The organism is Natronomonas sp. EA1, from assembly GCF_051195035.1.
GTDB lineage: Archaea > Halobacteriota > Halobacteria > Halobacteriales > Haloarculaceae > JBNTJV01.
Map to the genome: position 1 here is coordinate 921,553 of NZ_JBNTJV010000001.1, position 25,264 is coordinate 946,816.

The 25,264-nt window shown below is 67.4% G+C and carries 24 protein-coding genes; 10 read left to right on the top strand and 14 right to left on the bottom strand.

Annotation, left to right across the window (positions count from 1 at the left end; translation table 11 throughout):
• The first annotated feature begins 117 nt into the window (after positions 1–117).
• From ACQUQR_RS05015 to ACQUQR_RS05025, 3 genes are all read left to right on the top strand, one after another.
• Complete coding sequence (locus ACQUQR_RS05015) at positions 118–840, top strand: DICT sensory domain-containing protein (protein ID WP_435195250.1); 723 nt, start codon at positions 118–120, stop codon at positions 838–840.
• Between the two features lie 147 nt (positions 841–987).
• Positions 988–2,913 (top strand): COG1361 S-layer family protein, encoded by a 1,926-nt coding sequence (locus ACQUQR_RS05020; RefSeq protein WP_435195251.1) that lies wholly within the window; start codon positions 988–990, stop codon positions 2,911–2,913.
• Positions 2,914–5,421 carry an efflux RND transporter permease subunit gene (locus ACQUQR_RS05025; RefSeq protein WP_435195252.1) on the top strand — a complete coding sequence of 836 codons (2,508 nt, stop codon included), beginning with the start codon at positions 2,914–2,916 and terminating at the stop codon, positions 5,419–5,421.
• Here ACQUQR_RS05025 and ACQUQR_RS05030 read toward each other — a convergent pair whose 3' ends face one another.
• The 7 genes from ACQUQR_RS05030 to ACQUQR_RS05060 all read right to left on the bottom strand — a co-directional run bounded on the left by ACQUQR_RS05030 (position 5,422) and on the right by ACQUQR_RS05060 (position 13,024).
• Positions 5,422–6,213 (bottom strand): N-acyl homoserine lactonase family protein, encoded by a 792-nt coding sequence (locus tag ACQUQR_RS05030; protein ID WP_435195254.1) that lies wholly within the window; start codon positions 6,211–6,213, stop codon positions 5,422–5,424.
• Positions 6,214–6,248: 35 nt separating this feature from the next.
• A complete protein-coding gene (locus ACQUQR_RS05035; RefSeq protein ID WP_435195255.1) occupies positions 6,249–7,061 on the bottom strand; it encodes a hypothetical protein in 813 nt (270 codons plus the stop codon).
• Between the two features lie 30 nt (positions 7,062–7,091).
• On the bottom strand, positions 7,092–8,246 hold the full coding sequence (locus ACQUQR_RS05040; protein ID WP_435195257.1) for an acyl-CoA dehydrogenase family protein: 1,155 nt from the start codon (positions 8,244–8,246) through the stop codon (positions 7,092–7,094).
• A gap of 75 nt (positions 8,247–8,321) precedes the next feature.
• On the bottom strand, positions 8,322–10,028 hold the full coding sequence (locus ACQUQR_RS05045; protein ID WP_435195259.1) for a long-chain fatty acid--CoA ligase: 1,707 nt from the start codon (positions 10,026–10,028) through the stop codon (positions 8,322–8,324).
• A gap of 95 nt (positions 10,029–10,123) precedes the next feature.
• Positions 10,124–10,789, bottom strand: a complete 666-nt coding sequence (locus ACQUQR_RS05050) for an O-methyltransferase (RefSeq protein WP_435195261.1) — start codon at positions 10,787–10,789, stop codon at positions 10,124–10,126.
• A gap of 44 nt (positions 10,790–10,833) precedes the next feature.
• Entirely contained in the window at positions 10,834–12,093 is a 1,260-nt protein-coding gene (locus ACQUQR_RS05055) for a Glu/Leu/Phe/Val family dehydrogenase (RefSeq protein WP_435195263.1), read from the bottom strand.
• Between the two features lie 88 nt (positions 12,094–12,181).
• The gene (locus ACQUQR_RS05060) at positions 12,182–13,024 is read right to left on the bottom strand and encodes an HpcH/HpaI aldolase/citrate lyase family protein (RefSeq protein ID WP_435195265.1); all 843 of its coding nucleotides are present in this window, start codon (positions 13,022–13,024) and stop codon (positions 12,182–12,184) included.
• A gap of 96 nt (positions 13,025–13,120) precedes the next feature.
• Here ACQUQR_RS05060 and ACQUQR_RS05065 point away from each other — a divergent pair, with 96 nt between their 5' ends.
• From ACQUQR_RS05065 to ACQUQR_RS05080, 4 genes are read left to right on the top strand one after another with little or no spacing between them, the layout of a single operon-like run.
• Positions 13,121–13,582 (top strand): MaoC family dehydratase, encoded by a 462-nt coding sequence (locus tag ACQUQR_RS05065; protein WP_435195267.1) that lies wholly within the window; start codon positions 13,121–13,123, stop codon positions 13,580–13,582.
• A gap of 52 nt (positions 13,583–13,634) precedes the next feature.
• The gene (locus ACQUQR_RS05070; protein WP_435195269.1) at positions 13,635–14,207 is read left to right on the top strand and encodes a PH domain-containing protein; all 573 of its coding nucleotides are present in this window, start codon (positions 13,635–13,637) and stop codon (positions 14,205–14,207) included.
• Positions 14,200–14,742, top strand: coding sequence for a PH domain-containing protein (locus ACQUQR_RS05075; protein WP_435195271.1), 543 nt, complete (start codon positions 14,200–14,202; stop codon positions 14,740–14,742). The genes ACQUQR_RS05070 and ACQUQR_RS05075 overlap by 8 nt, the downstream gene beginning before the upstream one ends.
• Positions 14,739–15,185: a DoxX family membrane protein gene (locus ACQUQR_RS05080; RefSeq protein ID WP_435195273.1), complete on the top strand. Its 447-nt coding sequence runs from the start codon at positions 14,739–14,741 to the stop codon at positions 15,183–15,185. Before ACQUQR_RS05075 ends, ACQUQR_RS05080 begins: the two co-directional genes overlap by 4 nt.
• Here ACQUQR_RS05080 and ACQUQR_RS05085 read toward each other — a convergent pair.
• From ACQUQR_RS05085 to ACQUQR_RS05100, 4 genes are read right to left on the bottom strand one after another with little or no spacing between them, the layout of a single operon-like run.
• Positions 15,175–16,353 carry a mechanosensitive ion channel family protein gene (locus ACQUQR_RS05085; RefSeq protein WP_435195274.1) on the bottom strand — a complete coding sequence of 393 codons (1,179 nt, stop codon included), beginning with the start codon at positions 16,351–16,353 and terminating at the stop codon, positions 15,175–15,177. The genes ACQUQR_RS05080 and ACQUQR_RS05085 overlap by 11 nt on opposite strands.
• A 49-nt stretch (positions 16,354–16,402) precedes the next feature.
• Positions 16,403–18,109 (bottom strand): acyl-CoA carboxylase subunit beta, encoded by a 1,707-nt coding sequence (locus tag ACQUQR_RS05090; protein WP_435195276.1) that lies wholly within the window; start codon positions 18,107–18,109, stop codon positions 16,403–16,405.
• 58 nt (positions 18,110–18,167) lie between these two features.
• On the bottom strand, positions 18,168–19,004 hold the full coding sequence (locus tag ACQUQR_RS05095; RefSeq protein ID WP_435195278.1) for a class 1 fructose-bisphosphatase: 837 nt from the start codon (positions 19,002–19,004) through the stop codon (positions 18,168–18,170).
• Entirely contained in the window at positions 19,001–19,804 is an 804-nt protein-coding gene (locus ACQUQR_RS05100) for a class I fructose-bisphosphate aldolase (RefSeq protein WP_435195280.1), read from the bottom strand. The genes ACQUQR_RS05095 and ACQUQR_RS05100 overlap by 4 nt, the downstream gene beginning before the upstream one ends.
• A 148-nt stretch (positions 19,805–19,952) precedes the next feature.
• Between ACQUQR_RS05100 and ACQUQR_RS05105 the strand changes: the two genes are divergently transcribed.
• From ACQUQR_RS05105 to ACQUQR_RS05115, 3 genes are all read left to right on the top strand, one after another.
• A complete protein-coding gene (locus tag ACQUQR_RS05105; RefSeq protein ID WP_435195282.1) occupies positions 19,953–20,891 on the top strand; it encodes an alpha/beta hydrolase in 939 nt (312 codons plus the stop codon).
• Between the two features lie 48 nt (positions 20,892–20,939).
• Positions 20,940–21,800 carry a 3-hydroxyacyl-CoA dehydrogenase family protein gene (locus ACQUQR_RS05110; RefSeq protein WP_435195284.1) on the top strand — a complete coding sequence of 287 codons (861 nt, stop codon included), beginning with the start codon at positions 20,940–20,942 and terminating at the stop codon, positions 21,798–21,800.
• Between the two features lie 180 nt (positions 21,801–21,980).
• Entirely contained in the window at positions 21,981–23,123 is a 1,143-nt protein-coding gene (locus tag ACQUQR_RS05115) for an acyl-CoA dehydrogenase (protein WP_435195286.1), read from the top strand.
• A gap of 4 nt (positions 23,124–23,127) precedes the next feature.
• On the opposite strand, the gene ACQUQR_RS05120 is transcribed toward ACQUQR_RS05115, so the two are convergent.
• From ACQUQR_RS05120 to ACQUQR_RS05130, 3 genes are all read right to left on the bottom strand, one after another.
• Positions 23,128–23,400, bottom strand: a complete 273-nt coding sequence (locus ACQUQR_RS05120) for a PadR family transcriptional regulator (RefSeq protein ID WP_435195287.1) — start codon at positions 23,398–23,400, stop codon at positions 23,128–23,130.
• Positions 23,401–23,436: 36 nt separating this feature from the next.
• The gene (locus ACQUQR_RS05125) at positions 23,437–24,912 is read right to left on the bottom strand and encodes an ATPase domain-containing protein (protein WP_435195289.1); all 1,476 of its coding nucleotides are present in this window, start codon (positions 24,910–24,912) and stop codon (positions 23,437–23,439) included.
• A gap of 65 nt (positions 24,913–24,977) precedes the next feature.
• Positions 24,978–25,253 (bottom strand): DUF7111 family protein, encoded by a 276-nt coding sequence (locus ACQUQR_RS05130; protein ID WP_435195290.1) that lies wholly within the window; start codon positions 25,251–25,253, stop codon positions 24,978–24,980.
• Positions 25,254–25,264 lie beyond the last annotated feature (11 nt).

Here is a 25,264-nt window from a genome sequence, read left to right on the forward strand (position 1 = left end):
GCGTTCCCCCGTCATGTGGACACCTGTCCAAAAACGGTGAAGACCGGCTGACGGACGGGGAGCATTCCCCCAAAGAGTATTTAACTGATGATGGTGTCAAGAGCGACAAGACCGGCAATGTCCCTCACCGAACTCATCGCCGGTGTCGAAAGCCACGAGAAGACGCTGACGGTCTTCAACACGGACGCAGACACCGTCGAAACGATACGCGAGCAATTCGCGGACCGGAACCTCTCCGTTTCGGGCGAGACGACCCCGAGCGGGAAGCCTCGTGGGTTCGTCGTCCTCGCGCAGGACGACGAGTTCGTCACCGCCGCCAGCGTCCCCGACGTGCTCTCCGCCGACCCCGAGATGACCCCCGGCTTCGAGACCGACGCCTACCGGCCCATCCTCGACCATCTCGACGAGACGATGTTCACCTCCTACGACACGGGCCAGATGGTCGCCGCCTCCCGCGAGATCGAAGACCGCGCGTGGCGCCTCGGGAAGGGCCAGCTCCACGCCGGCTTCCAGCGGCTCTCCATCCTCTCCGACCAGATGGACGTGTACAAACGCCTCGCCGAGAAGGAGGGGCTCGACGTCCACGCCTACGCCGCCCCCGACGCTGACGTTCCCCGGCACGATACGGACCTGACCATCCACGTCGAACGCAGCGAGGAAATCGAACGTTCGTGGTTCGTCGTCTACGACGGGGCGGGCGTCGATGTGAACAAGTGTGCACTTCTCGCCGAGGAACGGGAGCCCCGCGCCTTCTACGGCTTCTGGACGTACGACCCCGACACCGTCGACTGGATCATCGACTACCTCGATACGGCCTACGGCCTCATCGAGTCCCAGTAGGTTTCTCCCGCCGCCACCGTCGAACGCGCGTCTCGGTCGTCCGATTAACACTGACTGCGTTGTCAGCAGTTTACCCGTTCTTATACGTCAGGAGTTCGTGGAGGGTGGTATGATTCAACGGACTGAACACCTGGTCAGTGAGGGAGTATGAGACGGGGCGTCGCGCTCACGCTCGTCCTGTTGCTCGTCGGGTCGCTTCTCGCACCGATGACCGTCGGTGCCATCGTCGAGGGGGACCCCGTCATCTCGCTTTCAGCCTCCGACAACCGCGTCGTCGCCGGGGAGACCACCACCGTCGGTGTCACGGTGATGAACACCGGTGACGTGGAGAACGGTGGGTCCGTCCCCGGCAGCGAGCGGCAGGTGACCACCGCCCGCGGGCTCACGCTCTCGATGTCGTCGGGCAACGCGCCCGTCTCCGTTCGCACGGGGACCGTCGCCGTCGGCTCCGTCCCCGAGGGCGCGGTCGGCCCGCTTCAGTTCCAACTCGTCGTCGACGAGGACGCCGACCCCGGGAAGTATCGGGTTCCCGTCGAGGTGTCGTACACGCACACGCGGACCATCTCCGAACAGGGCTCGCGCGCGTTCACCGACCGGGAAGTGACGGAGACGAAGTACGTCACCGTCATCGTCGAGGAGGCCCCACGCTTCGAGGTCGTCTCCGCGGAGACCGACGCCGCCGCGGGCGGCTCCGGTGCCGTCGACCTCACCCTGCGGAACGTCGGGAGCGCCACCGCCCACGACGCGCAGGTGAGCCTCGCCTCCCGGACCGGCTCGCTCACCTTCGGGCAGTCCGGCAGCGCCGAGACCTTCGTCGGCGAGTGGGCTCCCGGCGAGACCCGGACGGTGAGCGCCACGGCGAGCGTCGCCGCCCAGACCGCGACCCGGTCGCTCCCGCTCACGGCGACCGTCTCCTTCGACCGCCCGGACGGCATCGCCGGCACCGACTCGGTGCAGTTCGGCGTCACCCCCGAAGCCGAGAACCGCGTCACGGTCACCGATGTCAGCTCGGCCGTCGCCGTCGGTGACTCCGGCACCGTCACCGTCACCCTCGAGAACGCCGCCGGACAGGACCTCGAGGACGCCACGGTGACGCTCGCCTCCCAGAACGGCGCGCTCACCTTCGGTGGGTCGCCCACCGCCACCGTCTTCGTCGGCGAGTGGGCCGCCGGCGAGTCGCGTGACCTCACCGTCGAGGCCGCCTTCGCCCGCGGTGCCGAACCCCGGAGTTACGCGGTCGAGGCCACCACGTCGTACGACTACGAGGGGAGCACCGTCGAGACCAGCCCCTCGCGGTTCGGGGTGACCCCCGCCGGCGAGCAGGCGTTCTCGCTGTCGAACACCGCGAGCACGCTCCGCGTCGGCGCGGAGGGCACCCTCTCCGGCACCGTGACGAACGACGGTCCCGGTCCCGCGGAGAACGCCGTCGTCGTACTCCAGCCCACGGCCGCGAACGTCAACGCCGTCGAGACGGAGTACGCCCTCGGCGACCTCCAGTCCGGGGAGTCCGCCGAGTTCACGTTCGACGTGGAGATCTCCGACAACGCCCGGGACGGCCCGCGGCAGTTCAGCTACGTCGTCCGCTACGCGAACGACGACACCACGAAGACCTCGGACCAGCTGTACGACCGCCAGACCGTCGCCCCCGAACGCCCCGTCTTCGCCGTCGAGACGCGGAACGCCACCCTCTCGCCCGGCGGGAGCGCCCGGTTCGTCGTCAGCGTGACGAACCAGGGCGACGAACCCGTCTCGGACATCTCGGCGAAGCTGTTCGCCGACGCCCCCGTCTCCACGAGCGACGACGAGGCGTTCATCGACGCGCTCGAACCCGGCGAGACGAGGGAGGTGGTGTTCCAGCTCTCCGTCGCTGGGAGCGCCATCGAGAAGACCTACCCCGTCTCCGTCGACTTCCAGTACGAGGAGGCCGACGGCGACACCAAGCTCTCCGACACCTACCGGCTCCCCGTCACGGTCCAGGCGTCCGGTGGCGGCGGTGGGCTCCTCTCGTTCGCCCCCGCCGGCCTGGCCGCGCTCGGCCTCGCACTCGGCGGCGTCGTGATCCGGTTCCGGTAGATGTACGACCGACTGCTCGGCGCCGCGAACGAGGTCATCGTCGACCACCCTCGGCGCGTGATCATCGCGTTCCTCGTCGTCACCGCGCTGTTCGCGGTCGGGCTGGGGAACATCTCCACGTCCGCCGGCACGCAAGCGTTCTCGGAGGACGTCCCCGCGGAACGGGCGTTCCAGAACGTTCAGGACGACTTCGGCCCCTCCTTCTCGGCCGACACGGGCAGCACACAGCTCATCCAGTCGGGGTCGAACGTGCTCGGGAAGACGGAGCTGTTGCGGATGTTGGAGGCGCAACAGCGGTTGCAGGAACACGAAGGGCTCCGGGTGAGCTCCACGGCGAGCGCCGCCAGTATCGTCGCGACGACGCTCGACCCGGGGGCGACGACCCTCGCGGCCCAGAAGCGGGCGATCGAATCGGCGACCCCGAGTGAGATCGACGCCGCAGTCCGGGCCGCAAACGACCGGAGCCCACAGTTCGCGGGGCTGCTCTCGAAGGACTTCAACCCCGAGTCGGCGAGCGCCTCGGCGACCATCGGGGTCGTCACCCACCGGCTTCCGGCGGGGATCTCCTCTGGGTCCGGGCAGGGTGGCTCCTCCCCGCTGACGGCGATTCAACTGCGCGCGCAGTGGATCGTCGACGGCGTGGGCGGCGACATCCGGGTCTTCGGGTCGGGCATCATCTCCGCGGAGTTCTCGAACGTCATCGTCGACTCGATGATCATCGTCGTCCCCGCCGCCGTCCTGTTCATCATCCTCTTTCTCGTCGTCGCGTACCGTGACCTCGCGGACCTCCTCCTGGGAATGCTCGCGCTCGTCATGGCCATCGTCTGGACGTTCGGGTTCATGGGGCTCGCCGGCATCCCGTTCTCGCAGATGCTCATCGCGGTGCCACCGCTCCTGTTGGCGGTGGGCATCGACTTCGGAATCCACGCCGTGAACCGCTACCGCGAGGAGACCGCGGAGGGGGCGGGCGTCGACGAGGCGATGACCATCACCGCCAGACAGCTCCTCGTCGCGTTCTTCATCGTCACGGGGACCACCGTCATCGGCTTCGCCTCCAACCTCACCTCCTCGCTGCCGCCCATCCAGGACTTCGGTATCGTCGCGTCCATCGGTATCGTGTTCACCTTCCTCATCTTCGGGGTGTTCCTCCCCGCGGCGAAGGTGGAACTCGACCACCTTCGAGCGCGATACCCCATCCCGACCTTTTCAAGGACGCCACTCGGCTCCGAGGGCGGCGTACTCGCGCGCGTGCTCACGGGCGGGGTGTTCATCGCGAAGCGCACGCCGAAAGCGTTCCTCGTCGTGATGCTGCTCTCCAGCGTGCTGATGGCGGGCTACGCGACGGGCGTGGACACCTCCTTCTCGAACGAGGACTTCCTTCCCCCGGAAGAGGTCCCCCAGTACCTCCAGGACCTCCCCGAGCCGTTCGCTCCCTCCGAGTACACCGTCACGCGCGATCTGAACTTCCTCGAGGCGAAGTTCGCCTCCACGCAGGACGGCACCGTCACCATCTACGTCAGGGGACCGATGCGGCAGGACCACGCCCTCGAGGCCATCTATCGCGCCGGCGACGATGTCCCCGACTCGTTCATCACCGAGGACGGCCGGGGTGACGCGACGAGCATCGTCACCGTCATCCAGGACCGCGCGGCGCGTGACCCCGAGTTCGCCGCGCTCGTCGCCGAGAACGATCTGAACGACAACGGCGTCCCCGACGACAACCTGGAGGAGATCTACGCGTACCTGCTCAACTCCTCCTCACGGTCGCAGACGCTGTCGTACCTCACCGAGGACTACAGCGCCACCCGGGTCGTCTACGCCGTGGAGGCGAGCGCCTCCCAGTCCGAGATCACGTCCGACGCGCAGGCCCACGCGGAGGAGTACCGCTACCCCGCGACGGCGACGGGGTCGACCGTGGTGTTCCAGGCCATCTCCGATCTCATCTTCAACTCCGCCATCGTCTCGCTGGCGGTGGCGCTCGCGGGCACCTCGGTCTTCCTCGTGGTCATCTACCGCGTGCTGGAGGGGAAGGGGACGCTCGGGGTCGCGAACCTCGTCCCCATCGTCATCACCGTGGCGTTCGTCGCGGGGACGATGCGCGTCGCCGACATCGCCTTCAACGCCTTCACGGCGACGGTGCTCGCCATCACCATCGGGCTCGGCATCGACTACTCCGTCCACGTCGTCCACCGGTTCGCCGACGAGTACCGCGAGCGCAAGTGGGAGTTCGGCACCGAGGGCGTCGTCACCGAGCAGGGCCTGTTCGACGCGCTCGACCGGACCGTCCGGGGAACGGGCGGGGCGCTCGCCGGCTCGATGCTCACCACCGTCTTCGGCATCGGCGTGCTCGTGCTCTCCGTGTTCCCCGCCATCGGGAGCTTCGGGTCGCTGACGGCGCTCTCGGTCGTCTACTCCTTCGTCGCCTCGCTGCTCGTCCTCCCCTCGGCACTCGTGGTCTGGGCGCGGTTCGTCGATACGGTGCGGGGCACGCCCGTCAGCCAGCAGTAGTCACCCCCAGCGCGTCTTCTCCTCCAACTGCCGCAGGTCGTGTCCACAGAGCACGTCCGCCCCCGACTCGCGTTCCAGCTCTTTCACCCGCTGGAGGCTCTCGAACCACGCCCGGTTGTCGTAGAGCAAGGAGGCGGCCATCGACTGTTCGTTCTCGTAGTTCTCACGCCAGTAGGCCTCGTCGCCCGCGACGAGCAGCGTATCGTCGCCGGCCTCGATGCGCGCGCCGAGCAGCCCCGGGGTGTGGCCGGGGAGATGCAGCAGATCGACGCCGGGGAGCAGTTGGCGGTCCCCGTGGACGATCTCCCAGTGCAGCCCGTGGTCGAAGTCGGGCGCGAAGTAGGCGACCGAGCCCTCCTCCGTCTTCGCGGAGTAGTAGGCGAACTTGAGTTCCTCCTCGTGGACGTAGACGGGGACATCCGTCCCGGCGAAGTGGTGGAGCCCGCCCGCGTGGTCGAGATGGAGGTGAGAGGTGACGACGGCGTCGATGTCGCCGAGAGAGTAGCCCGCACGCTCCAGGTCGTCGTCCAGCCGGTGCTCGTCGGCGTCGACGTGCGCGAACGCCTCGAAGAGGGGTGCCGGCCAGTAGCCGTCGCCAGCTGCGTGATGCGACCCGGTGTCCCACAGCACCGTCGCCTCCGGGTGATCGATGACCAGGTTCCAGACCAGGAACTCCGCGTACTCCAACTCGGGGTTCTGCGCCGAGGCGACGGCCACCGTCGAGCCGTCGAGGACGAAGTTCGCGTCGGCGTGGATGCGGCCCCGGTCGATGAGGTGGACGGTCGTGTCCATGAGTAGCGTTGGCGTGGAACGCGGATAACGGTTGGTCAGGCGGAAGATGCGGTCCGGTTCCGCGCCTCGGGGAGCCAGGCCGGCGCCGGGACGGCGAGCCGGTCACGGGGGGTAAAGCGTAGCCGGAGCTCCGCGGTGACCGGCTGGCGCTCGTGCTCCCCGCGATACCAGATCACGAAGTGCTCGACGTGCGTCCCGTTCGAGTCCGAGACGACGGACGCCGCGACCGTCACCGCCGTGACGTTCCGGATACCCTCCGGCGTGAACACCACCTGCTCGTCCACGTCCCGCGCGACCAGTTCGTACCGGCGGGTGGCACCCGCGCGCTCGCGGTCGACGACCCGCGCGTCGGTCCGGGCGAGCAGCGTGGTGATATCGAACGCCGACCCGTCGAACCACGGCTCGAGAGTGGTCCGGTCGTACGTCACGGTCCCGTTCTCGACGGAGCGACGCCACGCCGTCCCGTTCGTGTGGTAGTATTCGAGGCGCGGGCCGCCGAACAGCGGGGTGTACTGATAACGCTCGTGAGTCCCGTTATCACGGATCACGGAGCGACTCCGGGCCACGACGTTGATGTTCGTGTTCCGGACGGTGACGTTGCGCCGGAGGACGTAGGTGCCGTTCAGCCGGGTCGCGTGGGCCGCGGCGAGCGCGGTGGCGTTGTCCACCCCCGCGGTCGTCAGCCCCGGTGCGAGCCGTTCCGGCGGCGCCCGCGTCGGACTGGGGGTATCCTCGGGGACCGGTGCGGGGGTGAGCGTCGGCTCTGGCGTGGTGTCGCCACCTGGAGCGAGCGCGGAACAGCCCGCGAGGACGAGGAGGAGGGCGAGAAGGGCAGGGCGGACGCGCATGCGTCACCGTTCGTGTGGTCCCTTGTGAAGCTACCGCGGCGTCTGCGAGTAGATGAGGTTCCGCTGGATCTCGTTTGCCCCCTCGTAGATGACGGGGATGCGCACGTCCCGATACACGCGAGAGATGCGGTTCTCGACGAGGACGGAGCGGCCGCCGTGGAGCTGCATCCCGCGTTCCGCGCAGGTGTTCGCCGTCTCCGTCGATTTCGTCTTCGCCATCGCGGCCCAGAAGCCGGCGTTGTCGTTGTTCGCCACCTTCTCCGCGGCGCGCCAGTTCAGCGCGCGGGCGCTCTCGAACTCCAGGCGCATGTTCGCGAGGATGTGCTGGACGGTCTGGAACTCCGAGATGTCGCGGCCGAACGCCTCGCGGCCGTGGACGAACTCGTTCGCCTCCTCGATGGCCGCGGCGGCGAGCCCCAGCCCGTGGCCCCCGACGACGACCCGACCGTGATTGAAGAACTCCGCGAGCATGTAGAACCCCGCGCCCTCGTGGCCGATGAGGTTCTCCTCCGGGATGCGAGCATCGTTGAACTCGATGTGCGCCTGCTTGGAGGCGCGGAAGCCCATCTTCTCGGGGATGTGTTCGGCGTCGTAGCCGTCGGTGTCCGTGGGGACGATAAACAGCGAGTAGTTCCCGTAGCGGTTGTTCGGGTCGTCGCCGGTCTTCGCGTAGAGGGTGACCCAGTCGGCTTCGACTCCATTACCGATCCAGAACTTCTCGCCGTTGATGACGTACTCATCCCCCGCTTTTTCGGCGGTGGTCTGCATCCCCGCGAGGTCGGAGCCGCGTTCGGGCTCGGAGACGGCGAGCCCCGTGATCTGGTCGTTCTCCGCGACGGGCCGGAGATACTCCTCCTTCTGTTCGTCGTTGCCGTACTCCTGGAGCATCTCCGCGCCGAAACTCGCGAGCTGGAGGGTGAGCGCGATGCCGGCGTCCGCGCGATAGAACTCCTCCGTGATAGCGAGTATCTGGGCCATGTCGAGCCCGCGGCCGCCGTACTCCTCCGAGATATCCTGCGCGACGAGGTTCGCGTCCATCCCCGCCTGCAGGACTTCCCACGGGTACTCGCCGGACTGGTAGTACTCCGCGGCGACGGGGTCGATGTACTCCGCGGCGAACTCGCGAGCCTCCTGCTTCACGGGTCGGGCGTGTTCGGGGACGATGGACTCCTCTAACAGTTCCATGGCGCACCTTGGCGTGACAGCACAATATAAGGTCGGGTCACCCCCCGCGTTTGGGGGGTTCACGTGGCGAGCCGCTCAGTCGTTCTGGTCGGGCGCGGCGTCCTCGGGCACGGAGCCCTCGTGCAACTCGACGCTTCCGGTGTACTGCTCGCGGAGGTCCTTCTTCGAGAACTTCCCCGTCGCCGTCTTCGGGACGGCGTCGATGAACTCCACGGCATCCGGAATCCACCACTTCGGGTACTCCTCGTGGAGCATCTCTAAGACCTCCTCGCGGATGGTGTCCTCGTCGGCACCCTCCATCGGGACGATGAAGGCGACGGGCCGCTCCTGCCACTTCTCGTGGGGGACGCCGATGACGGTGGCCTCCGACACGTCGTCGTGGGCCATGATGGCGTTCTCCAGCTCGACGCTCGAGATCCACTCCCCACCCGATTTGATGACGTCCTTCGCGCGGTCGACGATCTTGAGGTAGCCGTCCTCGTCGACGGTGACCACGTCACCCGTCTTGAGCCACCGGCCGGAAGACGTCCCGTCTCCCGACTTCCCGGTCGCTTCGCTCCCGGGAACGTCCACGAAGTCCTCCTCGTTCGCGTCGGGGCGCTTGAAGTACTCCTTCGTCACCCACGGGCCGCGGACGTGGAGTTCGCCGAACTCCTCGCCGTCCCAGGCGATCTGCTCGCCGTCCTCGTTGATGACCTTGAACTCGAGGCCGGGGACCATGATGCCCTGCTTCGCGCGCTTCTGGACCTGCGTCTCGTAGTCGGCGTCCGCGAGGTCGCTCTTGAGATGCGAGACGGAGCCGATGGGCGACATCTCGGACATCCCCCACGCGTGGAGCAGCTCGACGCCGCGGTCGTCGAACCAGCGGATCATCGACTCGGGGGCGGCGGAGCCACCGACGATGACGGTATCCAGCGCGGAGAGGTCGAGGTCGTTCTCCTTCGCGTACTCCATCAGGCCGAGCCACACCGTGGGCACGCCGGCCGTGATGGTGACCCCCTCCTCCTCGATGAGCTTCGCGAGGTCCTCGGGGTCCGGCGAGGGGCCGGGGTAGACGTGCTTCGCACCCGCGGCGGTCGCCGTAAACGGCATCCCCCACGCGTTGACGTGGAACATCGGGACGACGGGCATCACCACGTCGTCGTCGTTCATCGGGATGCCGTGGGGGGTGAGCGTCGCCATCGTGTGCGCCCACAGCATCTTGTTCGTGTACTCCACACCCTTCGGCTTCCCCGTCGTCCCCGAGGTGTAACACATCCCGGCGGGCTGGTCCTCGTCGACCTGGGGCCAGTCGAACTCCGTCGGGTGGCCGCTGATGAACTCCTCGTAGGGGGTCGCATCGAGCGCGTCCGTCTCCGTCTCGGACATCACGACGAAGTCGACGCCGTCGAACTCCTCTGCTCCCTCCGCGGCCTGCGCCAGTTTCGGGGCGAGCGAGTCGTCGACGAAGATGAGCTGGTCGTCCGCGTTGTCGACGATGTACTGGATGTGCTCGTCGGGGAGCAGCGGGTTGATGGTGTGGAGCTGTGCGCCGATGGTCGGGATGCCGAAGTAGGTCTCGAAGTGGCGGTGGTGGTTCCAGCAGAAGGTGGCTACCCGGTCCCCCTCCTCGATGCCGTACTCCGTCATCGCGTGCGCGAGCTGGGCCGTGCGCTTCGCGTAGTCGGCGTAGGTGTACCGCTCGATGCCCTCGTGGGTGCGTGAGACGATCTCCGTGTCCGGATAGAGGTTCTCTGCACGCCACGCGAAGGGCCGAAGGGTCATGTCTGTGCCTCCTGGCATACCCAACCATGCGGGGTGGTCTCCCTTTGCTTTTGCTATGGATTTCCATGACAATCGCGAGAAAGGAACGCGGGCTGGCGATTTTTGCGACGCGCTCAGTCGGTCTTCACGCTCACGGCGAGCCCCTCCCCGAGCGGGAGCAGCCCCGTCTCGAAGTCGGGCGCCTCGCGCACGGCCGTGAGGTAGTCGTGAACACCCCGGGTCGCGGCCGTCGTCTCCATGTCCTCGCCCTCCTGTAACGCGAGCAGGTCCTCGAACGCCATCGGCCCCGCGGTCATGGCGTTGTCGGCGACGATGACCCCACCGTCGCGGAGTTTTCCGCGAACCGCCTCGAACGCCTCGCGGTAGCGCTCCTTCTGACAGTCGACGAGCACCAGGTCGAACGGGCCGTCGTAGCTCCCGACGGCCTCGATGGCGTCACCGAGTTCGAACCGCGCGCGGTCGGCGTACCCCCCGCGTTCGAGGTACGCGCGGGCGTCGTCGAGTTCGTCCTCGTCGATCTCGGTGAGGACGAGTTCGCCATCCTCGGGAAGCGCGGGCGCCATCCAGTAGGCGGAGTAGCCGAATCCGGAGCCGAACTCGAACACCCGTTTCGCGCCCGCCAGCCGACAGCAGAGGCGGAGCCAGCCACCGACTTCGGGGCCGACCGTCGGGAACCCCGACTGGTCGGCGCGGGCGTCCATCTCCTCGATGATATCGTCGGGCTCCGGGCCGATGGTCCGGGCGAATCGAGCGACCGTCTCGGGGTCGACATCGTACATGAGGTGGACGACGAACGCGAGCGAAAAGAAACTACACTACCGACTCAGGGCCACGTCCCGCCCTCCAGATACGCGTCGACGACGCGCTCGATGGCGACGACGTAGGCGGCCGTCCGGAAGTTCGGGAGCTCCTTCGCCTCGTAGGCGTCGACGAGCGCCTCGAACGCCTCCACGATGCGCCGTTCCAGCTCCTCGTTGACGCGCTCCTCGGTCCAGTAGAACCGCTGGCGGTTCTGGACCCACTCGAAGTAGGAGACGGTGACCCCACCAGCATTGGCGAGGATGTCGGGAAAGACGTGGACGTCCTTCTCCGTCAGGACCTCGTCCGCGTCCGGCGTCAGTGGGCCATTCGCGGCCTCGACGATCACGTCCGCGCGCACGTCGTGGGCGAGCTGGCCGTCGATGGCGTTCTCCAGCGCGGCCGGGATGAGCAGGTCCACGTCGAGCGTCAGCAGGTCCTCGTTCGTCATCTCCCGGGTCGCGCCATCGTAGCCCGTGAGCGAGCCGGTCTCGTTCTTGTACTCCTTCAACGCCGCCACGTCGAACCCCTCGGGACAGAACACCGCACCCGAGGAGTCGGAGACGGCGACGATGGTGGCGTCGTGGTCCTCCTGGAGGAGCCGCGCGGCGACGGAGCCCGCGTTGCCGAACCCCTGGACCGCGACGGACGCCCCCGGCAGGTCACGACCCAGATAATCGAACGCCTCGCGGGCGGTGAGCATCGTGGAGCGACCGGTCGCCTCCACGCGACCCTGCGACCCGCCGGAGTCGATGGCCTTCCCCGTGATGACGCCCGGTGCGGTCGTGTTTTCGAGGGTCTCGTAGGTGTCCTTGATCCAGTTCATCTCCCGCTGGCCGGTGTTCACGTCCGGCGCGGGGATGTCGCGGTTCTCCCCGATGATGGGCCGGAGTTCCTTCGCGAACGAGCGGGTGAGCCGCTCCAGCTCCCCGTCGGAGAGCGCCTTGGGGTCGACGACGATTCCCCCCTTCCCCCCGCCGTAGGGGATGTCTACGACGGCGCACTTGTAGACCATCCACCCCGAGAGCGCCTTCACCTCGTCGCGGGTGACGCCTGGGTGGTAGCGAATCCCGCCCTTGTACGGCCCCCGGTCGCCGTTGAACTGCGACCGGAAGGCCCGGAACACCTCCAGCGACCCGTCGTCCATCTCCACGGTGAGGTTCGTCTCGAGGACCCGCTCCGGATGTTTCAGGCGGTTCAGGACGTCGGGAGCCACGTCGAGATACGCGGAGGCGTCGTCGATCTGCTCCTGCAGACTCTCGAACGGGTTCGCATCGTCAGCCATAGCTAGACGGATGGGTGGTCACCGCTTAAACGTGGTGGCAAATATCACCCGAACCGCACGCCCGCTGCGACTCAGTCCGGGGAGTCAGTCACTCCTCCGCGGCTCGCGCCCGCTCCATCACGCGCTCGGCCTGCGCGATGAGCGGCGCGTCGATCATCTCCCCGTCCACGCGGAAGACGCCGACACCTTCCTGTTCCGCCTCCGTCGCGGCCTCGAGCACGCGTTTCGCCCACTCGACGCGCTGCTCGCTCGGGGTGAAGGCGTCGTTGATGACCGGGACCTGCGCCGGGTGGATGGCCATCTTCCCCGCGTAGCCCAACTCGAGGGCGAACGCGGTCTCTTCCCTCAAACGATCGGTGTCCTCGATGTCGACGAAGACGGTGTCGATGGCGTCGACGTTCCCGGCCGCGGCCGCGAGGACGACGTGCTCGCGGGCGTAGAGCACCTCCGTCCCCGCCTCGGTGCGGGTCGCCCCGATGTCGGCCGAGAGGTCCTCCGCGCCGAACGCGAGCGCCGTCGTCCGGGAGTGGGCGGCGATTCCTTCCGCGTGGAGTACCCCCGCCGCGGACTCACACAGCGCGATGACGGGGATGTCAGCCTCCCGTTCGTCGAGGAGCGTCGAGAGCGTCTCCACGTCCCCTTCGGACTCGGCTTTCGGGAGCATCACGCTGTCCGGCATGGCGTCCCCCTCGAGCACACCGTCGAGGTCGCGCGCGGCGACCACGGGGTCGGCGTTCACCCGGACGCACACCTCACAGTCGGGGTCGGTGTCGAGGAGCACCTCGTTGACGGCCGCGCGGGCCTCGCCCTTGCGCTCGGGGGCGACCGCGTCCTCCAGGTCGTAGACGACCACGTCGGGGTTCGAACCGGGGGCCTTTCGCATCAACTCGGGCTTGTCACCGGGGGAAAAGAGGAGACTTCGTCGTGCCATACCCCCCGTTCACGGCGAGGGGTGTTGAAGCTACGCGGTGGGGGGTCGCTCACGCCGAGCGGTACGCTTTTGCGCCGCGTGGGCGCACTCGCGTGCATGACCGGACTCTACTACGAGGAGTTCGAGGTCGGCGAGACCATCGAGCACGACAAGCGCCGGACCATCTCGGAGTCGGACAACCAGACGTTCTGCGACATGACGATGAACCAGCAGCCGTTGCACCTCGACGAGGCCTTCGCGAGCGAGACGCAGTTCGGCGAGCGACTCGTCAACGGCCTCTACACCATGTCGCTCGCGGTGGGCATCACCATCCCCGAAACCACGGATGGCACCATCGTCGCGAACCTCTCGTACGACAACGTCGAGCACCCGAACCCCGTCTTCCACGGTGACACCATCCGCGTCCAGACCACCGTCACGGACAAACGCGAGACCTCGGACGGGGAACGCGGCGTCGTCACGATGCACGTCGAGGTGTTCACACTGGAGGAGGATGGGGACGACACCCTCGTCTGTGCGTTCGACCGGACCGCCCTCTCGCTGAAGAAACCCGAGTAGTCACGACCTCCGGCGCGCGAAGCTTTTTCTCCGGGGACGATACATCCATCCCATGACCGAACCCGAGTTCGACTGGCTCACCCTCGATCAGGGGGAGGAGATCGTCTGGTCGGGGAACCCCCACCCCGTCTCGCTCGTCCCCGCACTCGCCATCGGAATCCCGCTCTCCATCGTCCTCATCGGCCTGTTCATCATCCTCAGCGCGTATCTCTACCGCGAGAACACCGACTACGTGGTGACGACCGAGGCGCTCTACATGAAGACCGGTATCCTCTCGCGGGACGTGAAACGCGTCTCCTACGACAAAGTCCAGAACACCTCCTACTCGCAGGGCTTTCTCGGGACCAGATACGGCTACGGGACCATCGACATCTCCACCGCGGGTGGTGCGGGCATCGAACTCCAGTTCACGAACGTCCCGGACCCGAAGGAGGTCCAGGAGCGCATCAACAAGCGCGTGAAGACCGAGCGGCCCGAAACCGAGGGGAAGGCCGCCGTCTTAGACGAGGTCCTCGAGGAGCTGCGCGCGATCCGTGCGGCCGTCGAGGGGGAGCGCCCAGACGCGGGCGAGGAGCCCGGTGCGACCCCGAACAGCCCCGCGAGCGCCCCGGAAGACGATGGCTGACGCGGTCACCCTCGACCCCGGTGAGGAGGTCCGCTGGGAGGGCCACCCGCGGCTGGCGACCGTCCTGCCGAGCGCGCTCGTCGGGCTCGTCCTGCTCGCGGTCGGTGTCGCCGTCGCCCTCCGCGTCTCGCCCGCCGGGCTCCTGCTCGTCCCCGTCGGCCTCGCCATCCCGGCGGTCGCCTACCTGCAGGTCGTCAACACCCGCTATCTCGTGACGAACCGGGCCGTCTACGCCAAATCGGGCGTCCTCGGCCGGCGCGTCACGAGCGCCGAGCTCTCACGCGTCCAGGACTCCTCCTTTCACCAGTCGATCCGCGGGAGCCTGCTGGGCTACGGCTCCGTCGGCCTCGAAATCGCCGGGGGGAACGACATCGACTTCCGGAACATCCACGCGCCACAGGAGGTCCGCGCGCTCGTCGACCGGATCTCCGGCCGGGAGGAGCTACCGGGGACCATCGAGCAGTGGACCGCGGTCCGCGAGGAACTCCGGGCCCTCCGGGCAGCCATCGAGGAGCACGGACTGCCGGGGCGATGAGTATGACTCCCGAGTCCGTGCGGGCGCGACTGCGCGACCGCGGGCAGGCGTACGCCCGGCACGCGCCCGCTCCCGACACGCTCGCTCGCGTGAGCCTCGGGCTGATGCTCCTCCTCGCCGGTTTCCACAAACTCCTCGCCCCCGCAGCGTGGGCGCTCTACGTGACGGACTGGCTCGCGCCGTTCCTGGTGGTGACGCCGACCCAGTTCATGCTCATCAACGGATATCTGGAGATCGCGTTCGGCCTCGCGCTCGTCGTGAATCGGTACACTGCGTTCGCGGCGTTCGTCGCGGCGGTATCGCTCACGGCCACAGTCGGCTATCTCGCGCTCGTCGTGCTGCTGGAAAACGGACGCTACGGCGACGTGCTGGTCCGGGACGTGGGGCTCGCGGGGCTCGCGTGGGCCGTCCTCCTCGACGCGCTTCGCCCAGTCAGTCGGTGACCTCGCGCGCCTCGCCCACCTGCACGTCCAGCCCATCGGGTCGGTTCGAGAGCGTCCGCTGCGGGAACGGGATGCCAATCCCCTCCTCGGCGAACGCGGCTTTCACTTCGGTGATGACGCCCTGCACCGCGAGCCACTTGCGCGGCGGGGAGGGGTTGTGGATCCAGAACCGGACCTCGAGGACGACCGCGCTGTCCCCGAACGCCTTCGGGATGACGGAGGGGGCGGGGTTGTCGTTCACGGCGTCGACCTCCTTCACGGCCGCCAGCGCGACCGACGCCGCGTGTTCCGGGTCCGCCTCGTAGTCGATCCCCACGTCCAGATCGAGTCGGAGCTTCCCCTCCTCCGAGCGGTTGTAGATGACGCTGTCGCCGACCTTGTCGTTCGGCAGCGAGACGTACTCGCCGTTGAAACTCCTGAGACGGGTGTTGACGATGGTGATCTCGGTGACGATCCCCTCCGCGTCGCCGATCTGGACCCAGTCGCCGATCTCGAAGGGCCGGGAGAACATCAGGACGAACCCCGCGACGAGCGAGCCGAGCGTCTGCCGGGCGGCCAGCCCGAAGACGATACCGAGGAACCCCGCCCCGACGAACAGCCCGGCGGGGTTGATATCCCAGACGACGAGCGCGCCGAAGCCGACGCCGACGAGCAGCGCCACCTGCGCGAACCGGTAGACGACCTGCTGTTCGTGTTCGCCCACGCGGTCGTTCGTCTCGGTGAGCTCCTCGATGACGTCCGAGAGGACGGTCGAGCCCAGATACCCACCCGCGAGCAGCGCCACGGTGAGGAGGACACGGGAGAGCGTCGGCACGGACGTCTGGGCCGCGACGAGGAGCGCGAGCGCGAGGTCACCGCGCCCCCAGACGACGAGGAGCGCGAGCCCCCCCGTCACGAGCACGGCGAGCTGGAGCGCGCGGAGCAGCCCGACGGCGAGGGTGCCGACCGGGAGTTCCTCGAGGACGAGCGCGCCAACGCCGTCGCGTTCCTCCACCCGTGCGCCCACCTCTCGTCTGAGGAGGCGCGCGAGGGTACGGCGCAGATACGGTGCCCCCAGCCCGACGACGGCCGCGACGAGGATGGCGACGAAGGCAGTCACCAGCAGCCTGGCCTCGGTCGTCGAGACCGTTCCGAAGTACCGCTCGAACGCGGCGATCGCCCCTAGCACGTGTGAAGACGGTGCGACCCGACGGCAAAAAAGGACCGCTCCCGTCGGCTCAGATGACCGTGCCGTGTTTCTTCGAGGGGAGCTGTTTCTCCGTCGTCTCGTAGAACGCAAAGCGGTTGGCGAGCTCCTCACGCAGCTGCGAGGGCGGGACGATCTCGTCGACGACGACCTCGCTCGCCATCCGGTGGATGTCGATGTCTTCTCGATACTCCTCGCGGAGTTGTTGCTCCATTTCGGCGCGCTCCTCGGGGTCGTCGATGTCGTTGAGCTTGTTCGCGTAGACCGCGTTGATGGCCGCCTCGGGGCCCATGATGCCGATCTCCCCGGAGGGGAGACCGATGGTGCTCTCGGGGTCGTAGGCGGGTCCGGACATGGCGTAGATGCCCGCACCGTACGCCTTCCGCACGATGACGCACTGTTTGGGCACCGTCGCGTGGGAGGTGGCGTAGATCATCTTCTTCCCCTTCTCTAAGATGGCGTCCTTCTCCACCTGCGAGCCGGCCATGAAGCCGGGGGTGTCACAGAGGTAGAGGAGAGGGACGTTGAACGCGTCGCACTTCCAGGCGAACTGTGCGGCTTTCTCCGCGGCGTCGGGGAAGATGGCTCCCGCGCGCTCGGCCGGCTGATTGGCGATGATCCCGACGGGGCGACCGTCGATGCGGGCGTACGCGGTGATGATCTCCTTCCCGTAGTCGGGCTGGAGCGGGAAATAGGAGCCGTGGTCGACCACGCGCTCGATGACGTCGGCCATGTCGTACCCCCTGTTCGGCTCCTGCGGGATGACCGAGTCGATGCCCTTCGGGTCGCGTAGCGGGGGCTTGGGCTTCGCGCGCGGCGGCTTCTCGTCGGCGTTGTTCGGGAGATAGGCGACGAGCTTCGACACCAGTTTCCGGGCGTGCTCCTCGTCGCGCGCGACGAGGTCCGCGCTCCCCGACTCCTCGGAGTGGATCTTCGCGCCGCCCAACTCCTGCATGTCGATCTCCTCACCAGTGACCATCTCGACCATCCGCGGGCTCGCGATCGCCATCGCGGACATCCCCTCGACCATGATGGTGAAGTCGGCGAAGACGGGGGTGTAGGCGGCTCCCGCGATACACGGGCCGTAGAGCACACAGATCTGCGGGACGCGCCCCGAGAGCATCGAGTGGTTGTAGTAGTACTTCCCGATCCCCTCCCGGTTGGCGAAGAAGCCCGTCTGCTGGTCGATTCTCCCTCCCGAGGAGTCCATCAGGTAGAGCACCGGTTTCCCGGTCTTCAGGGCACGCTGTTGCATCCGGAGGAACTTCTCGACGCCGTGGCGGGCCATCGACCCGGCCTTGACGGTGAAGTCGTTCGCCATGAAGTGGACGTCCCGCTCCTCGAACTCCGCGGCGCCGGTGATCATCCCGTCCGCGGGGAGCTCGTCGTCGGCGTCGAACTGCGCGAACTTCCCGTCCTCGAACTTCAATCCATCTTCGCCGAACCAGAGGTCCAGCCGGTCGCGGACGAACAGCTTCCCCTGCTCGGAGAGCCGCTCTTTGTACTTCTCGGGGCCGCCGAGGTCGATCTCCTCTATCTCCGCTAAGAGGTTCAACTCCCGCTCGGTCGGGCCCAGATCGTCCTCGATGGGCGCGGTGAGTTCGATGTCGTGGATCAGGATCGGCTCGTCGCTCTCGCCCACGTACACCTCGATGTCCTCGTGGACGTGCTGGGCGAGCGCGCTCGCGATGGCGGACGCCTCCTCGCGGGTCGCATCGGCACCGATACGCACTTTCATACCCCCAATGCAGGGGACACCCTCAAATCGGTTTCCTTCCAAAAATTGCCAGGAATACTCAGTCGAGTGCCAGCTCGAGCCGCTCGATGAGCGACTCGTTGCCGACGTGGACCGGGACGCGCTGGTGGAGTTCGGTGGGGTCGACGTCGAGCAGTGACTGATTCCCATCGGAGGAGGCCCCGCCCGCCGTCTCGACGATGTGCGCGATGGGGTTCCCCTCGAACTGGAGGCGGAGTTTCCCCTGGGGACGCGACTGCAGTGCCGGGTAGGCGAAGACCCCGCCGTAGGTCAGCACCTGATTCACGTCGGCGATCATCGCCCCGCCGTAGCGCAGTTTCAGCTCCTGTTCGACGACGTTCGCGTAGTCGATGAAGTCGGCCGGCCAGTCCGGGACCCGGCCGCCGAACCCGTAGACGACGGGGTCGTCGGGGAGGGTGAGCTCCTCGGTGACGACCCGTAGCTCGCCGTCCTCGACGACGTACTCCGTCACCGTCCCCTCGTGTGCCACGACCATCGTCGTGATGGGCCCAAAGAGAACGTAGGCGCTGGCGACGAGCGCGTTTCCAGAGGCGGGGAGGGGTTCCTCGTAGACCCCCAGAATCGTCCCCATCGCGTTGTTCGATTTGAGGTTCGAGGAGCCGTCCAGCGGGTCACAGGCGACGTGGAGATGGCCCGCGTCGGCCTCGACGATCTCCTCGCGTTCCTCGCTGGCGTAGCTCTTCACGTCCGGAAGCGCGAGCAGGCGCTGTTCGTACAGCTCGTCCGCGTAGCAGTCCGCGGCGAGCTGTTTCTCTCCCGAGGGGTTCTCCGCGTCGTCGTAGACGCGGCGGCCGGGAAGCCCCTCGCGGACCTCGCTCGCGGTGGCGGCCACCGTCTCGACGATATCCTCGATCACTGCTGGGCGTCGGCGTACTCCAGCGCATCCGCCACGGAGGACTCCTCGAAGATGACCTGTTCGAGGGCGTCGAGGATGTGGGTGGGGTCCTCACGCTGCCAGACGTTGCGGCCGACGGCGAGCCCCTTCCCGCCCGCGTCGATGACGTCCTTCACGGAGGAGAGGAAATCGCGGTCGCTCGTCTTCGAACCGCCGGACATGACGACCTTCGTCTTACCAGCCGAGCGGACGGCGTGTTCCATCGCGGCCTTCGAGCCGGGGTACTTCACCTTCGCCACGTCCGCACCGAGTTCGAGCGCGAGGCGGGCGGCGTAGGAGATGGTGGAGGGGGCGGTGTCGTTCTTCAGTCCCTGGCCGCGGGGGTACGACCACATGACGACGGGGAGGTCGTTGGCGCGGGCGGCTTCCTGGGCGTCGCGGAACTCCTCGACCATCTCGATCTCGTGGTTGGAGCCGCCGTAGACGGTGAAGCCCACGGACGACGCCCCGATCTCCGCGGCGTAGTCGACGGTGCAGTTGACGGCCGTGTCGGGCTCGCCCATCCAGAGGTTCGACGTGCCGTTGAGCTTCAAAAGGAGGTTCACGTCGTCCTCGTAGGAGGGATAGTAGGCCTCCGCGAGCCCCTTCTGGACCGCGATGGAGGTGACGGCGGGGTGCGTGGCCGCCTCGAACGTCCGCGCGGGGTCCTCGCTGCCGTCGAGGCCCTCGAAGTCCACGGGGCCGTGTTCCAGCCCGTGGTCGTACGCGAGGATGAGCACCTTGCCGTCCCGGCACAGCGGGGTGTCGTCGATGGGAATCATCTACGCGCGAGGGTGGAACGAGGACGGTTATGAAGCTACTGGATTTTCGGGGAAACAGCCCGTACAGGCGCTCTTTCGAGCATATTCACTCACATCTGAAAAAGGAATCACGAGACAGGGCTAAGGGGGTCGCGCGTGAGCAGCGAGCATGGAACCGACGGCCAGCGACGTTCGGGCGGAGGACGGGTCGCGCGTCCGGCTGTGGACGTGCACACCCGAAACCGGAAGCGACGAGGCCGTCCTGTTCGTCCACGGGGCCACCTTCGGGGCGCGGGCCGCCTTCGAGTTGCCCGGCATCGACGGCTGGCTCACGGCGACAGCTCTGAATGGAAGAACCGCGACGGCCGTGGACATTCGCGGATACGGCGACAGCGAGCGACCCGACACCCTCGATGCCGACCCGGGGCCGGAACCCCCCGTGCGCGCCCGGACGGCCGCGCTGGACGCGCTCGCGGCGTACGAATCACTCCAGAAGGACCACGACCGCGTCCACCTCGTCGGCTACTCCTGGGGCTCGATCATCTGCGGGACGCTGGTGACCGAGCACCCGGTCGAGCCCGCCTCGCTCACGCAGTTCGCGCCGGTGTACGCCCCGGCCCCCGAGTTCGCCGACGACTTCGGCCTCGGCACCCCACCGGAACCCGCCCGGGCGGCCACGCGCGGGGAACTCCGGGGGCGATGGGACGACCAGCTGCCGACCGAGTCGCCCGCGCGCTGGCGCGGGGGGAGCGAGGACGACGACCCCGTCTTCGACGCGTTCTGGCGGACGCTGTTCGACTCGGGGCAGGGGGACGTGCGCGACGGCGAACGGGTCGTCGTCGCGCCGAACGGGACGCTCGTCGATTTGAGCGCGGCCGCCGAGGGCGTCGAGCCGTATCCCGCAGGCGAGATTCGCGTGCCGACGCTCGTCGTCCGGGGGTCGCTCGATCCCACCTCCACGCGGTCGGACGCGCTGGCCCTCTACGACGCGCTCGGGAGCGAGACGACGGCGTACGCGGAGCTATCGGGCGGCACGCACTTCCTCGCCCACGAATCCCGGAAGGGTGCCCTCTACGACACCGTCCGGGCCTTCCAGTCGCGCGCCTGAGCCGCCATCGGTCGGCAAGGTTTACCTTTCCGAAGGAGACGTGTGGGTATGCGCGAATTCGACGACATCCACACCGTCGGCGTGGTCGGCGCCGGCACGATGGGCAACGGTATCGCACAGGTCGCCGCACAGGCGGGCTACGACGTGATCATGCGCGACCTGAAAGAGGAGTACGTCGAGCGAGGGCTGGAGTCCATCGAGGACAGCCTCGGCCGGCTCGTCGACAGCGAGAAGCTCACCCAGGAGGAGGCCGACGCGGCCCGCGGCCGGGTCCACGGGACTACCGCCCTCCGTGACCTGGGTGACGCGGACGTCGTCATCGAGGCCGCCGTGGAGAACATGGACGTGAAACAGGACATCTTCGCGGACCTCGACGAGGTGTGCCCGGAGGACGTGGTGCTCGCCACGAACACCTCCACGCTCTCCGTGACGACCATCGCCGCGGCCACGGAGCGCCCCGAGCAGGTGGTCGGCATCCACTTCATGAACCCCGTGCCCGTGATGAAGGGCGTCGAGATCGTCGTCGGGGAGAAGACCGCTCCCGAGACCGTCTCCGTGGCCCACGACCTGAGCGAGGCGATGGGCAAGGAGACCTGGGAGTCCGACGACAAACCCGGCTTCGTCTCGAACCGCATCCTGATGCCGTGGATCAACGAAGGGATCCGGGCGTTCGACGAGGGCGTCGCGACGAAGGCGGACATCGACCGCGGGATGAAACTCGGGACGAACGTCCCCATGGGCCCCCTCGAACTCGCTGACCACATCGGGCTGGACATCTGTCTCGACGCCACCCGGACGCTGTTCGAGGAACTCGGCGACCGCTACAAGCCCGCCTACCTGCTCAAGCGGAAGGTGGACGCCGGCGACCTCGGCAAGAAGACGGGGAAGGGCTTTTACGAGTACGAATAGGGGGCAGCGCGGCTCGCGGTGTGAAATCCAAGCGGGCAGAGTACCCCTACCCGTGCCCGCTTTCTGCCTCCTACCGAGGACGCGTCCGATAAATAGCTTCTGGCCTGTCATCTTCGAGTGACCCTCACGATTGTTGGGATGGGAAACCTAAAGGCCGCGGTCTCCCACATCGGAGTAGAGATGGACTTCAGCCTCACGCCCGAGCAGAAACAGATTCGGGACATGGTCGCCGACTTCGTCGACGAGGAGGTCGTGCCCGTCGCCGCGGAGATCGACGAGACCGACGAGTTCCCGTGGGAGATCGTCGACGAGCTCGCCGACCTCGGCCTGATGGGGATGCCCTTCCCCGAGGAGTACGGCGGTGCCGGCCTCGACTACCACGCCTACCCGATGGCGCTCGCGGAGATCGCCCGGGGGTCCGGCGGCCTCGGTACCATCGTCGCCGCCCACATCTCGCTGGCGGGCAACATGGTCTACGAGTTCGGCGACGAGGCCCAGAAGGAGGAGTACCTGACCCCCCTCGCGGAGGGCACCGACATCGGCGCGTTCGCGCTCTCGGAACCCGGTGCGGGCTCCGACGTGCCCGCGATGGAGACGACCGCCGAGAAGGACGGCGACGAGTACGTCATCGACGGCGGCAAGCTCTGGATCTCCAACGGCTCCGTCGCCGACACGGTGACCGTGTTCGCCAAGACCGACCCCGACGCGGGCAACAAGGGCATCTCCTCCTTTATCGTCCGCCCGGAGGAGGACGACGGCTTCATCGTCGAAGGGACGGAGCACAAGCTCGGCGACAAGGGCTGTCCCACCGCCGAGTTGCGGTTCGACGACCTCCGGATTCCCGAGGACCGACTGCTCGGCGAGGAGGGCCGCGGCTTCGTCCAGGCGTTGAAGACCTTAAACGGCGGGCGTATCACCATCGCTGCCCGCTCGGTCGGTATCGCACAGGCCGCGCTCGACGAGGCCGTCAAGTACGCGAACCAGCGCGAGCAGTTCGACCAGCCCATCGCGCAGTTCCAGACCATCCAGCACAAGATCGCCGACATGGACACGAAGATCTCCGCGGCGCGCCTGCTCATGCACGACGCCGCCGACAAGAAGATGCGCGGCGAGGACTTCATCAAGGAGGCCGCGCAGGCGAAGCTCTACGCCTCCGAGATCTCGCGTGAGGTCGCCAACGAGGGCATCCAGATCCACGGCGGCTACGGCTACACGAAGGACTTCCCCGCCGAGCGGTTCTACCGCGACGCGAAGCTCAACGAGATCTACGAGGGTACGAGCGAGATTCTGCGGAACACCATCGGGCAGAAGGTCCTCGAGTAGACCGCTATTCTTTCTCGACCTGCTCGTTCAGCCACGCGACGTGCTCGCGGAGCGCCCGTTCACCGCCCGACGTGAGCGCGTACACGTCGTGAATCCCCTCCGTTCTCGATTCGACGTGGCCCAGCTCCTCCAGCTCTTCTAACGCGCGATAGAACGTGTCGTGTTTCACTCGCTGGTCGTAGTGGCCCTCCAGTGTGCGTTTCAGCTGTTGGCCGCGGAGTTCCCTCTCGGAAAGAAGCGCACAGATGTCCCGGCGCAGGGCGCTCGCGTGGTACATACCTGGGGTCGGGCGCCCACCGAAAAGAAGGGTGTGCTATTCGGCGTAGGGGTTCTCGCGGTTCTCCGGGGGGTCCTGCACCCGGAGATACGGCTTGTCGGTGGTGTACTCCACGAGGGAGGTAGTGCCGACGAAGCCGCACGGCGACTTCTTCAGCGTGACGTACTGGAGCCCGGCGTCGGTGATCCACGTGCGTAACACCTGCTCCGCGGCGTTGGTGTAGAAGCCGTTTATCCCCTCCAGCGTGACCGCGGGGTTGTGGACGTGGATGAGCAGGTCGTCCGGGCGGAGCCACCGGGCCTCCTGTGCGTAGCGCACCGATCGGGCGCCGTCGGGACCCAGGGTGTTCACCATCGCGTCGGCGTTGATGAGCGAGAGGCGGGGTTCCGGGCCGGCCCGCTCGCGGATGGCCTGGAACACCGACTGGACGCCCGCCACGGACTCGCGCGCGCCGAAGACGTTCTCCTCGGTCTCGTCCCACGCGCCGATCATGTCGAGGACGAACAGCCGGTTGTCGTCGAGCAGCTCCTGGAGGGAGGCGTCGTGGCCCTCGAGCAGCGTCTCGACGCTGGACGGCCGCATCCGGATGGTGGGGACGAGGACGATGCTGAACCCGCTCTCGACGGCCTTCGACATGACGGCGGCGAACAGCGCCGTGAGGTTCGCGTGGCCGTCGTGTTCGAGCAGGACGCCGACGCCCGTCGCGAGCCCGCCGCCGCACAGCGCGTCCAACCCCGGAATACCGATGCTCGTGTGTTTGTGCGTCTTCAGCTCCGGGGGTTGCGAACGGCGGGCCGGCCCCACGTCGATGCCCGACTCGTCGAAGGTGAACTCCACCTGCCGGTGGTCGTGGTCCACGCCACGCATCTTCGAGATCTCGAGGAAGCGGTGGGGGTCGTCGTTCACCCGCTCGCGGATGAGGTCGATGACGCCGTGTGTGGCGTAGCGGATCACGTTCGTCGCCTCGCTGTCGGTCGCCTCTGCCGTGAACAGCGTCGTCGCGCCGATGTCGTCCGTGAACAGCCGGATGAGATCGAGCAGTTCGCGCCGGAACAGCTCCCGGTCGGACGCGAGCACGCGGAGCGCGGAGACGGAGTCGAAGACGACGCGTTCGCAGTTCTCCACCGAGCCGAAATGCTCCGCGAGTGAGTCACCCGAGAAGGAGACGGGCCGTTCGTGGACATCCCCGCCGTCGAGCGTTCTGAGGACGAGCCCGCCGTCGTCGACGACGGACGCGTGAAGCGTCGTCACCGCCAGCTCGGGGTGTGAGAGGTCGAACTCGAAGTTCCGGAACGCGTCCGCGAGCTCCGCGCGGGTCTGCTCCGTCGAGACGAACAGACAGCGTTCGCCGGCGTCGAGCCCGGTCTGCAGGAACTGCATCCCGAGCGTGGTCTTTCCGGTTCCCGGCGTCCCGGAGACGAGGACCGCACGCTTGCGGGGGAGCCCCCCTCGCAACATCCGGTCGAGCACGTCGTCCCCGATGGGCACCGGGTCGGGGTGGTCGTCAGTCATGGACTGCAGACAGCTTCTCCCGGTCGAAGTATAAAGCTACGTTCGGATTCGTTGACCCGAGTCGGTCACATCCCCATGTCGGTGGCCGGCTCCGGGATGGGGAGCGCGTGGGGTGAGACGCCGAGCAACTCGGCCGCGTGGTCGAGTGCCATGTCGAAGCCGTAGTAGCGTTCGAGTTCGTCCCCGTCCGGCGTGGGTCGGACCTTCAGCATGGCGTACCCCTCGATGTTCTGGGCGATGGCTGCGGTCTTCCCCTCGCGGGAGAACGTCAACACGCGCTCGGCGTCGGTGGTGTAGTACCGTGCTTCGATGCCGTCGTCGGTGACGGTCGTCTCGCTCATGGGTCGACTTC

Coding starts and splice junctions, on each gene's coding strand:
- ACQUQR_RS05015 (WP_435195250.1), top strand. CDS start 118: ATGTCCCTCACCGAACTCATCGCCGGTGTCGAAAGCCACGAGAAGACG.
- ACQUQR_RS05020 (WP_435195251.1), top strand. CDS start 988: ATGAGACGGGGCGTCGCGCTCACGCTCGTCCTGTTGCTCGTCGGGTCG.
- ACQUQR_RS05025 (WP_435195252.1), top strand. CDS start 2,914: ATGTACGACCGACTGCTCGGCGCCGCGAACGAGGTCATCGTCGACCAC.
- ACQUQR_RS05030 (WP_435195254.1), bottom strand. CDS start 6,213: ATGGACACGACCGTCCACCTCATCGACCGGGGCCGCATCCACGCCGAC.
- ACQUQR_RS05035 (WP_435195255.1), bottom strand. CDS start 7,061: ATGCGCGTCCGCCCTGCCCTTCTCGCCCTCCTCCTCGTCCTCGCGGGC.
- ACQUQR_RS05040 (WP_435195257.1), bottom strand. CDS start 8,246: ATGGAACTGTTAGAGGAGTCCATCGTCCCCGAACACGCCCGACCCGTG.
- ACQUQR_RS05045 (WP_435195259.1), bottom strand. CDS start 10,028: ATGCCAGGAGGCACAGACATGACCCTTCGGCCCTTCGCGTGGCGTGCA.
- ACQUQR_RS05050 (WP_435195261.1), bottom strand. CDS start 10,789: ATGTACGATGTCGACCCCGAGACGGTCGCTCGATTCGCCCGGACCATC.
- ACQUQR_RS05055 (WP_435195263.1), bottom strand. CDS start 12,093: ATGGCTGACGATGCGAACCCGTTCGAGAGTCTGCAGGAGCAGATCGAC.
- ACQUQR_RS05060 (WP_435195265.1), bottom strand. CDS start 13,024: ATGGCACGACGAAGTCTCCTCTTTTCCCCCGGTGACAAGCCCGAGTTG.
- ACQUQR_RS05065 (WP_435195267.1), top strand. CDS start 13,121: ATGACCGGACTCTACTACGAGGAGTTCGAGGTCGGCGAGACCATCGAG.
- ACQUQR_RS05070 (WP_435195269.1), top strand. CDS start 13,635: ATGACCGAACCCGAGTTCGACTGGCTCACCCTCGATCAGGGGGAGGAG.
- ACQUQR_RS05075 (WP_435195271.1), top strand. CDS start 14,200: ATGGCTGACGCGGTCACCCTCGACCCCGGTGAGGAGGTCCGCTGGGAG.
- ACQUQR_RS05080 (WP_435195273.1), top strand. CDS start 14,739: ATGAGTATGACTCCCGAGTCCGTGCGGGCGCGACTGCGCGACCGCGGG.
- ACQUQR_RS05090 (WP_435195276.1), bottom strand. CDS start 18,109: ATGAAAGTGCGTATCGGTGCCGATGCGACCCGCGAGGAGGCGTCCGCC.
- ACQUQR_RS05100 (WP_435195280.1), bottom strand. CDS start 19,804: ATGATTCCCATCGACGACACCCCGCTGTGCCGGGACGGCAAGGTGCTC.
- ACQUQR_RS05105 (WP_435195282.1), top strand. CDS start 19,953: ATGGAACCGACGGCCAGCGACGTTCGGGCGGAGGACGGGTCGCGCGTC.
- ACQUQR_RS05110 (WP_435195284.1), top strand. CDS start 20,940: ATGCGCGAATTCGACGACATCCACACCGTCGGCGTGGTCGGCGCCGGC.
- ACQUQR_RS05115 (WP_435195286.1), top strand. CDS start 21,981: ATGGACTTCAGCCTCACGCCCGAGCAGAAACAGATTCGGGACATGGTC.
- ACQUQR_RS05120 (WP_435195287.1), bottom strand. CDS start 23,400: ATGTACCACGCGAGCGCCCTGCGCCGGGACATCTGTGCGCTTCTTTCC.
- ACQUQR_RS05125 (WP_435195289.1), bottom strand. CDS start 24,912: ATGACTGACGACCACCCCGACCCGGTGCCCATCGGGGACGACGTGCTC.
- ACQUQR_RS05130 (WP_435195290.1), bottom strand. CDS start 25,253: ATGAGCGAGACGACCGTCACCGACGACGGCATCGAAGCACGGTACTAC.